The sequence below is a fragment of the Acetobacterium sp. UBA5834 genome (assembly GCF_002435675.1).
Classification (GTDB): Bacteria; Bacillota; Clostridia; order Eubacteriales; family Eubacteriaceae; genus Acetobacterium; species Acetobacterium wieringae.
On the sequence record NZ_DJGY01000052.1, the window covers coordinates 17,903 to 28,367 of the forward strand.

The window sequence follows — 10,465 nt, forward strand, 5'->3', positions numbered from 1 at the left end:
GTTTTATTCTCCTCTTAATGATTTTTTCAGGATAACCGCATACTCCGCAACAACCTCAAGCTGCGTCTCAATGATAATATCACCCAAAAGATTAATTGCCAGAGCATTGATGTCATCGATTAGTAATTCCGGCATCGTCATTGCCTCTTCGGCAATTCGCTCCAGCTCAATTTCAGGTTCTTTAAGGGTCAGAACAGCAATCAAACTTTGCCGCTGCTCCGGCAATAGTTCTGTAACAAATTCCTGAAGCTTTTCCGGTAACAGGGTTTTATCAAAATCTGCCCGGTTTTCGTTAACCACTTCAATTTCAGGCGGATTTTTGAACAAAAAATCAACTTCGTCTCTAAAGTCATCTTCGATAATTATCCGTTCGCCTTCGATGCTGATTAAGTCATTTTGTAAATAACGGTCCGCCAGTCGGTTGATTGCAGAAATTGTTTGGGTATCGACTGGCGCCAACTCGGCTTCGTAATCCGACTCATAAAGCTTTTTAAGAAACGCTCTTTCATTTTCAGAAAGGGCTTTGTAAATGGCGTTCACCTCTTCAACTTCGGTTAATAACATTTTTTTCGTTGGTACGACCAGCTCTTCGCTGGCCACATCTTCCACCTGTAAGATTGAGCGAACGGCATCAGACTGCTTACGCAGATCATCGATATTCTCAAAATCCAGTTCAAGTTTTGCCGGTTTGGTTTCTTTATTTGCTTCGATTTCTATTAATCCGTATTCTTTTTTCAGAAACGAAGTAATCAGCTTTCCGGTTTCCTCATCGATCTCAATGCCCCGCAACCGCCCTTTCGTTCCATAAATCTCACGCAGGGTATTTTCCCCAAAACGGACGAGCTGGTTAACATAATTTCTTAACTGCGGCGCTGAAGAATATTCTTTGACTGTAACAGAAATGGTCTGATTGGCCTGGGGGCAAAGGGCACTTCGGTACAGATAACGCTCTTTGGTGATGGCCTGTTCGGGACCGAATGTTTCCAAAAGCCCCGGCTGGCTTTTTTTCCTTAAAAAAGCATCCGCCAGTGAGACAATCCGAGGTATCGCCTCTTTCATCACTTCGTGATAGCCGCTTTGATAAAATTTACTGCCTTTTATGGAGTAATCACATAAGGCGTCAACCAGTTCAAAGCTCAGTTTAAGCGGCACATCCTGACGATGCTGTTCGATAATCGTATCCGTTACAAAAGAGGCCTTATGAAAAGAAGACTCGTAATTTGCAAAGCTTGGCTCAATTCCATTTAGATAGGCGAAGTCAAAGGACCAGTCATACAGATAATTATTCAGTTTGGGAAAAGCTTCCCGATAGGCTTCCCAGATTTCCAGCAGCAGGGTATAGCCTTCACCGGGTGTTTGATATCCAACCCCGTTTAATAATTCATAGATGTAGATAAAGATGTAAGACAAATCAGTATCAAGATAGTTTTTCTTTCTAATTTCCGTGCGCCAGTAAAAATACCATTTTCGCTGCGGACCTGACATACTTCGATAAGACGGCCAGTAGGACATAAAGGGTACGAAAATGGCTTCTGCCCCTTTTTTATCAGCATATTTTTTGATATCCTCAAAAAATTCTTCATGGGGATTATGATAGGTTACCGATACCGTAAAGGGGATCGTTACCGAAGTGCCCTTTTCTGGAATGGTTTGTTTATTTTCCACTTCCCCTGATATGGTAATATCTGAGAAACTTTGCTTTTCCGGTAGCGTATTTTTAATTTGTTCGACTGTGATGTTTTCTGAAGGCACTTTTCTATCCTCCATCATTTTCTTTTTAATTTGCTGATAGAAAATGATATAGTGAATCACAACGGCAAGCCAGATCAGCGGCGAAACATCCGGGAAAATCAGAGAAATTAAAAAATAGGCACCACCGAGAATGAGCGTCAACTTGTCAACATAACTTATGCCCAGGTAAATTATTACAAAACAATTAATCACCGGCACAAAAGAAAGAATCCGCATGCCTGTGCCGGGGAGTTTTGGGGTTGTTTTATTCATGTTAAGCCTTCTTTCTGGATTAAAATCTGTGCGGTCAACTCGAGGGAGGTGCACAACACCACCTTCCCTTTGAGTACCCAAGGATGCATCATACCATAAGTTATCAATAAGTTAAGTTGAACCTGGCACTGGGGCACTGTGTCGGGCACCATTCGCATGCTCTCCCAATAAGTTAAGTCAACAAGTTAAGTGACAGGCACCGGGACCTTAACATCTGCCTGTGCACCCTTTCTATTTACTTAAAGCCCTATGAACTGGTCAAAAAGCATTTTGACATCATTATTGACGACATCTTTAATCTCATCATGTTTATCAATTTCAAACGTGTGGATCATTTTCAAATATGAAGTATTCTTTTCATCCTTCCAACCTTCGCCAAAGGCGTTGTCTTTCAACCAATTTATATAATTCTGATACACTTCCTGATTCATTTCCGAATTATGATTGTTTAATTGAATCAGCATTCTTATCTCTGTTTGCTTTGCTTCAAGATCTGATACTAGCTGAACTTCGATTTTATACCAGATCTTAGTTTCATCCGACCATTGAGTATGATAGGCTGACGCATTCTGCATGTGCCAATCTTCATAATCTCTTCTGGACTGGTATACTTTACAGGCAGGACCCTGGTCTTTTTTCGGCTTGACAAATAATGAGTTTTTCAATATCCAACGGTTATCTCCGCGGACTTTCATTTTAAAATCATCTTTCTGATCCACAACATCTTTTGTTGAAACAATTGAGGACAATTCCAACAGATTAATAAAGCGCTTCTTTTCTTCCTCTGAGAGATCACCACTGGAATCATCGTCAATTCCCTTATAAAAGACGTTCATAAAAGTGCAGATGCGTCTTAACTCATCTTCATCCTTGATTTCCAGTTCTCTTAAAAGCGAATCGCCGTTTTCATCATTTTTATAATATTTAGACTCTTTCAGCTCTTTTAACAAGTCTCCGCTGATATCCCCCTTATTTTGAACAACATGGTTATATATTTTTTCAAAAGATAGTTGCAGACAAAGAATTGCAAAGAGAATCGTCTGACCGGTCTGATCCAATTCTGCTTGTGTTCCATAAATTTTTTTCAGTAGAAGATACGCATTAAAAAGCCGTTTGATGCCCCTAGGATTGGAGCCGATTGAACAACTTATCAGTTCTTTATAATAATCAATGACGCTCCCTCTTGTCGTATCATTTAACTCAAGACCCATCCGTTCCAGAATATCCTGGATAAATTTGTCCATGTTGTAGAGGGCAACTGGCATTTTAAAGGGTACCTGAATAATTTTATCAAAAAAGGCTTTTCCCTTTTCATCATCCAGCTTATTCTGATATTTTTCAGCAATCCCCTGGGACACTACCTGATAATCAATCGCCAGAATGAAAACGCAGTTTTCACAGTCCAGAAACAACTTTAATACTTCCAGCATTTCGACCGCTTTGACAGGATTTAAGCGATCCAGGTCATCCACGAAAATGACAACCCGATCCTTGTTATTATTCCTTATGGCATTGTTGATACAATCCTGAAACTGCTGTTTAAGCTGACCGAGAGCTGCTGACAAATCAATTTCTTCTTTTTCTTTTTTCTTTTCAGTTACTACATCTATCGTTTTTTCCAAATTATCAGCAATTCGCCCGGATATTGTCATATCCACCGCCATCAGGGCCCCTTCTTTCAGGTATTTCCCGACAAGGTTCAGTGTATTTGCCACTGCTTTTTTGGTTGTCTCATCCTGTGAAGGCAACGTCTCGATAAGCCTTTTAATCAGGGACAGCGATAATGTATCCCCCATGTTAAATTGTGAATACTGCCAGGTGTTAAACCATGTCGTCACTACCTTTTCTTCTATCTGACAGCGGATCATATTCATAAAGCTGGTTTTTCCACTTCCCCAGTCTCCCTGAATGGCGATCGTCATGGGCGTATCACACTCAAGAATAAATTCTGATAATCCGTCAATATACTTGTTAATTTCAAATAAATCCTCCTCAATAGACATGGCCGGTAGATCGGTAAAACCTTTTTTCATCACGATATCCTCCTTTTTGTTAACTAAAGTATATTTACATTTATTTATAAACGCCAAATTATTTGGCAATAAAAGTTAACGCTGCCTTCATTTTCTGCGCAATCAGAAAGCACTATTAATCCCCTCAAGACCAACATCAATCAGCATTTCCGCAAATTCATTCTGATCAATGAGTCGCACTTCGTCTGCCTGAGCTTTGCTTTTCGCATCATCCGTAAATTCAGCTGAGGTGATTACCCAGGTCAAACGAGTATAGGGGTCATCCCGTTGATCTTTTTGCTCTTTATATTTTGCAATTTGTTGTACCGCCCAATCCGATGTTTGACCATCATGGTGTTTCACCTGTACATAAATAATCACCTTGAACAGTTCAAAAATCGCCACAACATCCGCATCCGCCCCGTCCTCTTTGCCGGATTCATTTTTAGCCGGGATATAGGCTTCAGTTGCCCCAATTTTTTTTAGATACCAGAGCACCAGCTTTTCAAACCGAATATCATCCAATTTATCCAGTATTATTTTTTTCAGATGGTCTCTGATTACTTTACTCGCTTCATCGTGAAAATCAATCGGATTATTTTCTTCATGCCGTCGGACTGCCTCGAGTACATCTTTTTCTAAACCTGTAATCATTGCCGTTGCATTGCGAATCTTCATGCGGGAGATTAATGCTGAGCTGCAATAACCATCTCTTGGAATATTCTGTTTAACCGGCTCAACCTTAATAAAAAAGCCGAGATCAATTTCTTGATCCGTTTTCTTTTCCCATAAAAGCCCATCCTTGCCAAAATAGGCATTTATTTTTGCTGCGTCCAATACTTCTTGGGGAAGTCTGATCATTGGCACCGCAAGATCAAGAATTCGGTAGACTGAGAACTTCCCCCATGAAGGTACAATAACAAGATCCCCCACTTTGAATTCAAACAAAAACTTTCTTAAATTGAAACGCTGTCTGAAATTCTGAGCATAAATATTTGCCATATCTTTTTCAAAATTTTCCTGAATCGTTTTGTCATCAGGGTATGATTCGTATTTTTCTACATAATCGGAAAAGCCAATGGTTAAATAATTCTGCTCAAGTAATGGCTCTGAAACCTCATAACAATGGGAAATTCTGTGCAACCAAACATTCATTTTTATTTCTCCTTTAAATTGATGGTAGTGTCAAGTCTGAAAGTTAAGTGGTGCCTGGCACCAGAGGATCATGCTTATTTAATTGGCTTTTTTTTCTCGATTTTCTTTTGGGTATCTTTCAGACTGTCGATAAAATCCTTCTCCACTGGGGTGAGGTCGAGCTTTGTTCTCTCCCGGTACGTTTCATATTCCAGCTCAGCTTTTGTCTTTGCCTGGTCATGGCTTATTTTTCCGGCGCTGTTTAATAATTCGCTGCCGCTCATTTTAATGAAATCATCGAGCTTTTCGATCCAGTCTTTCATATACATGGGTTGCTGCCGGATTGCCTGCAGCTCGGCAAATTCCAGATAGGCGGTGACCAAGCGGTTTAAGATATTAATTTCATCTTCGCTTAAATAGTTTTTGGCAATGCTGGCGTCAGCTTTGCGGGGCCGTTCCCCATCAAAAGCTGTCATCCCCATAAATTCCGCTTCTCCATTGGCTCTTAGATACACCAGCTCAGCAGCAGTGTGACCATGGGCAGCAACGTGCATTTTGTTCTGAATGGTTTTAAAAAATTCCCGGGTGATTTCGGTATTCGGCTCATAGTCGATACTGGTCGCATAAATGTCCAGTATCTGTCGATAAAATACTTTTTCGCTGGAGCGGATATCCCGAATACGGTTAAGCAGTTCCTTGAAGTAGTTACCGCCACCGGCATTTTTTAATAATTCATCATTCATGATAAAACCCTTGATGATGTATTCTTTCAGCTGTTGGGTAGCCCAAATCCGAAACTGGGTACCCCGGTGGGATTTGACACGGTAACCGACGGAAATGATGACATCGAGGTTGTAGAACTGCACATTGTATGTTTTACCATCTTTTCCAGTTGTTCGGAATTTCCGAACAACTGGGGCTTCTTCCAATTCTCCCTCAGCAAAAACATGTTTGATATGTTCACTGATATTCGATTTACTACTTTGAAAAAGTTCTACCATCTGCATCTGGCTTAGCCAGACGGTATTGCCATCCATGGTGACTTCAATTTTCGTCCGACCGTCTTCGGTCTGGTATAAAAGTATCTCTGATTGAGGCATAGTTGATCTCCTTCAATTCTTAATATTACAAGTGCAAAATTTTTGTCACCCGTTTTCAAACTGCTCGATGCTGTACGACGAGTTTAATTTATGTGTATTTGGCACTGCGGACCACGCTCGACGGTGCCGTAACGCGTAGCGCAATAAGTTAAGGGTGCCGGCACTTAGGGATACTTTTGGCGAACTGACCGGGCCAAACAACCGTGTGTACACAATAACACCAACCCCCGGCTTAAAAGCCCTTTACCTGATAACCGATCATGAATAAAGCCGCCTCCATTGCCCGTATTCGCAGCTCATGATCAAGCTTTTTAAACTCCGATTCGGTTTGGTCGGCAAGTTCTCTTATCAACCAGTTCGCCCGGATGTTGTTTTCAGTATGCCGTTTAGGATTATTGCTCAATTCAGGAAACGGATATCTTTTGCTGCCGGGATTGCGGCGGTTCTCGGCGCTTGGTTTATAAGCACTTTCTTTTCCTTTTCCCCAGGCAAAGGCCAGTTCATCTGGAACTGCTGCCAGTGAAAAGGCTTCGCAGAATTTTCGAACCAATAGCCCCAGAGCCGCACCGACTCGCCCATCGTAGATAATGAAATCATCCATACACAACGAATAGATTTTTGTGAAACCCGCATTCATGATCATCCCAGGTTGATAATAGTCACCGGATGACCGGTCATCGGCCAATCTGGTTTTGATCTGCTTCAAATAGTCACAGATCTCATCACCCAGCCCATCGATTCGTTTATCATTATTTGAAAGCACACCACCCCACTGTAAAACCGCATAGCAATGTTTTCGACAAATTTTGGGGTCCCCATCCTCAAGACTTCTTCTTAAGCCCTGGGACAGACTTGATAATGCCAATGCACTTTTATCAAAAGACTGGCCGCTAATGGGTTCTTCAGTGATGGGATCATGAAAACGGAATGGCCAACAGTAATTTTCATAAGCCGAATAAATGGAGTGGCATTCCCAGGGCCTATTTGGTTTTTTCATCTGATAACCATGGCAAAAGGAATCTGCCTGATCCATCTTCTGCTCCAGCCAGTGCATAAAATCCTGAACAACACTGGTGGTTAAGAATTCGTTCTTTTTCAAGGGTGGCCTCCTTTTTAATTAAGTTCATGAACATTTTTATAGGTGTACCGTAGAAGTAATTCATCACAACTGATTTATTCTGAAAAAGTTTATACGTTGGTGTCAGGTACTGTTACCTCCATGACCAACCGCAATAATCGCCGATAAGTTATAACTCTTGGTATTGTAGTTTTTGCCATCTGATCCAGCTATTCGAAAATTTCGAATAACTGGATTTTCAACCAATTCATTATTAGCAAAAATCTTTTTTAAATGGTAATTAATTGTATGTGTTTCAACATCATACAATACACCCATCATTTTTTGGGATAACCAAATATCTTCGTCGGCATAGATTGCATTGACATCACTTTCGCCGGTGGCAGAAATGAAGGTCAGATATTCAGCAGCTGAACTACGGATGATGTTATTCGTTTTGTCCATTTTGGCTCCTTTCTAATTTTTTGTTAATTCCTCGATCAATTCATAAACCGTTTGGCGACGGACACGGTGATAACTTTTGCGGACGAACAAGCGACCCCATGACTGAATCTATATTCAAACCACAAACCAAAAAGTTAAGTTGTGCCTGGCACTGGAGCCCAATAAACGGATCGGTATTATGGTTATGCTGACATTTCTTTAAATGAACGGCTTTCTGCCTGATTGTACCGATGAGGCACTGATCCAGATGGGACTCGGTCTGGCGGTGGGTCAGATGGATGATCGGCAACTGCTTGACTGGATTATTGATCATGTCTGACACCATCCAGTGGATCTTGTTTTAAATGCACAAAACCTCCATCCCTTTGTGCTCCCTCGGTGATCCGACGACGCTCAGTGCAATAAGTTAAGTCAACAAGTTAAGTGACAGGCACCAGGCCCTATAACTTTGCCGTCTCTTTTTAAAATTCAATTCTGAAAATCAATTTACTATGACTCTCTTTTGCAACCTGGGAACTGATATCAGCACTTCCTTTAACCTTACCTTTGGCCCCCGCCTTCTTAACAGCCATATCCATAGCATATGCTGCTTTTTCAGACATTGTCGTCAGTGATGAACCTGCTATTTCTAAAGTTTCCGATTTGATCGCATTGTTATTTTCAAATCTCATTTCGATTAGCCGCTTAATGTTGCCGTCATGTGCAAACCACTTAAGTTCGGGTCTTTTGGGACTATTACTGCCCTCAAATTGTATTTCTGTCTTTCCTCTTCGATGACTACTTTCCTTTTTTGACATATTCTGTTCGAATTTTTCAGCTGTCGAAACTCCTTGATCTACAAAATTGACCTCTTCACTAAATTTCTTTTCTTTATTTTTTAAATTTGATTCCATGTTCGATTCACTTATTTCAATTGAACAACGCTTTGCGCCTAATGAAAAAGCAATATGTTTCAACTCAGCAATTCTTTCTTCATGTGCTCTCGTAAAAACATAATCCGCTTTGATAAATCGATTACTGTCAAAACTATCCACACAATAAACGGCGTCGCAGGTCACCATCGGGATGAACTGTAGCCCACTCTTTTCTATTGCGTTATCATAAAGATAGAGAATTTCAATATCATTTTCTTTGCCAAGCCAACCAATTGAACCCTCACAGACATCAATACCACGTCTCACCGCATCATCAACAATCATAATTATGTTGGGAGTGTTAAAATCTGGACTACAATAAAATTCAGGGAAAATTGGACTATATTTTTTTAACCGGCGTAAATAACTGTCATTTACCGTTTTATCAGATAAAAACTTGGCACCTTTTTGAATGTTTTCGGTCGCTTTTTTCCCAGCATCGTATGTCTTCTGTAAACTATTTGAAACGATTTCTAGACTTTTTTTAGGATCGATAAGTTTCTTCATGGAATAATTCCTTTCACAACAAAATTTTTAATCATTAAAGCGGCCCGTACCGTAACCCCAGTTCCAACACTCACTACATCATTGCACAAAACCTCCGTCCCTTGTGTTGCCCAGAGGGGCATATCACAAACCTGTGATTGCTGTTTTTATCATTGAAGTTGTTATTGAGGTTGCAATTTCTTTTACCGCATCCAGTACAAACGGAATACCTTTTGTGGTAATTGTATCCTTTGTTTTGTTCCAAACTGTGTCGCTTTTGATTTTTTCTAAAAATTCGTGTCCATCCCATGTTAATCTTCCCACACCAAATTGCAGCAATTCACCATCACCATATTGCCCTTTATAGTCATAGAGCAAACCTGCGTCGTGTAAAACAGCACAGTGATAACCAATTGTTTTCATGTCATAGCCATCAATTTCTATTTCATTACTATGCAACCAGGTATCAACATATTTTTCTTCAACGGTCAATAGTATTTTTCTTATAAGTTCCATATCTCTTTTCAAAATCTTCCTCACAATCTTAAATAATAGGCTAAGTATTTTACTGAAAAACAAATGACAAATTCAGACCAACCCAACCTTCAAATTCACTTATTGATTTGTTTCATTTTTATTTCTTAATTTGTTAATTTCATAAGGTGTGATTTTTCCTGCTTGATAGCTTTTTACAACTTCTTCAATCGCAGTGCCATTTCTATTTAACAACAATTGCTTAAGACGATCAAACTCTTCCTGATTGACAAATCTACTTCCAAATTTCGTTTCCACATTAAATGGTTTGTCTGTTACTTTGAGTTCACTCGGGAATTGAATAATCTCGATCAGCTTTTCAACAAACGCAACTATCACTGAGATATCTTCATTTATTTTATCATATTTTATAAATTCAAATAAATTTTCTTGCAGCGATATTATTTCCGCTTTAATTTTTTCCAAATCCCCCACAAACAGTTTTTTTACACTATCAATTGTTCCCGAACTAAAACCAAAATAGCGGTGTGTGTTGATAAAACCGAGATTTGCCAAAGCTTCGCACAAGTGCTTATTGACAAAGGTTACAAAACATTCATGTAAATTAAGATTGCCTTTTATATTTAACTGATTGAATTTCTTAATAATATGCACATATACATCAATATCAGGCAACAGCACATAATTTAATGTCCTTATTACCTTTTCATCGATTGAGTCTATTTTTTCAATGTCAAAATATAAATCGACGAGTTCTTTTACATATTGATCCCCATCAACTATAATGTACACAAGAGG

9 protein-coding genes are annotated in these 10,465 nt (G+C 39.7%); all 9 read right to left on the reverse strand.

What is annotated here, in order from left to right; translation table 11 throughout:
* Nucleotides 1–3: 3 nt before the first annotated feature.
* Nucleotides 4–2,004, reverse strand: a complete 2,001-nt coding sequence (locus B3F51_RS10425; protein ID WP_070370483.1) for a TerB N-terminal domain-containing protein — start codon at nucleotides 2,002–2,004, stop codon at nucleotides 4–6.
* A gap of 239 nt (nucleotides 2,005–2,243) precedes the next feature.
* The gene (locus B3F51_RS10430; RefSeq protein ID WP_070370482.1) at nucleotides 2,244–4,037 is read right to left on the reverse strand and encodes a KAP family P-loop NTPase fold protein; all 1,794 of its coding nucleotides are present in this window, start codon (nucleotides 4,035–4,037) and stop codon (nucleotides 2,244–2,246) included.
* Between the two features lie 102 nt (nucleotides 4,038–4,139).
* The gene (locus tag B3F51_RS10435; RefSeq protein WP_070370481.1) at nucleotides 4,140–5,171 is read right to left on the reverse strand and encodes a restriction endonuclease; all 1,032 of its coding nucleotides are present in this window, start codon (nucleotides 5,169–5,171) and stop codon (nucleotides 4,140–4,142) included.
* A gap of 74 nt (nucleotides 5,172–5,245) precedes the next feature.
* Nucleotides 5,246–6,250 carry a virulence RhuM family protein gene (locus B3F51_RS10440; protein WP_070370480.1) on the reverse strand — a complete coding sequence of 335 codons (1,005 nt, stop codon included), beginning with the start codon at nucleotides 6,248–6,250 and terminating at the stop codon, nucleotides 5,246–5,248.
* 232 nt (nucleotides 6,251–6,482) lie between these two features.
* Entirely contained in the window at nucleotides 6,483–7,349 is an 867-nt protein-coding gene (locus B3F51_RS10445) for a hypothetical protein (RefSeq protein ID WP_070370479.1), read from the reverse strand.
* A 102-nt stretch (nucleotides 7,350–7,451) separates the two neighbouring features.
* A complete protein-coding gene (locus B3F51_RS10450; RefSeq protein WP_286946946.1) occupies nucleotides 7,452–7,772 on the reverse strand; it encodes a hypothetical protein in 321 nt (106 codons plus the stop codon).
* Between the two features lie 461 nt (nucleotides 7,773–8,233).
* The gene (locus B3F51_RS10455; RefSeq protein ID WP_286946948.1) at nucleotides 8,234–9,193 is read right to left on the reverse strand and encodes a hypothetical protein; all 960 of its coding nucleotides are present in this window, start codon (nucleotides 9,191–9,193) and stop codon (nucleotides 8,234–8,236) included.
* 123 nt (nucleotides 9,194–9,316) lie between these two features.
* Nucleotides 9,317–9,700 (reverse strand): DUF2513 domain-containing protein, encoded by a 384-nt coding sequence (locus B3F51_RS10460; protein WP_070370473.1) that lies wholly within the window; start codon nucleotides 9,698–9,700, stop codon nucleotides 9,317–9,319.
* Between the two features lie 87 nt (nucleotides 9,701–9,787).
* On the reverse strand, nucleotides 9,788–10,465 hold a 678-nt coding region (locus B3F51_RS10465), incomplete at its 5' end, for a hypothetical protein (protein ID WP_286946950.1).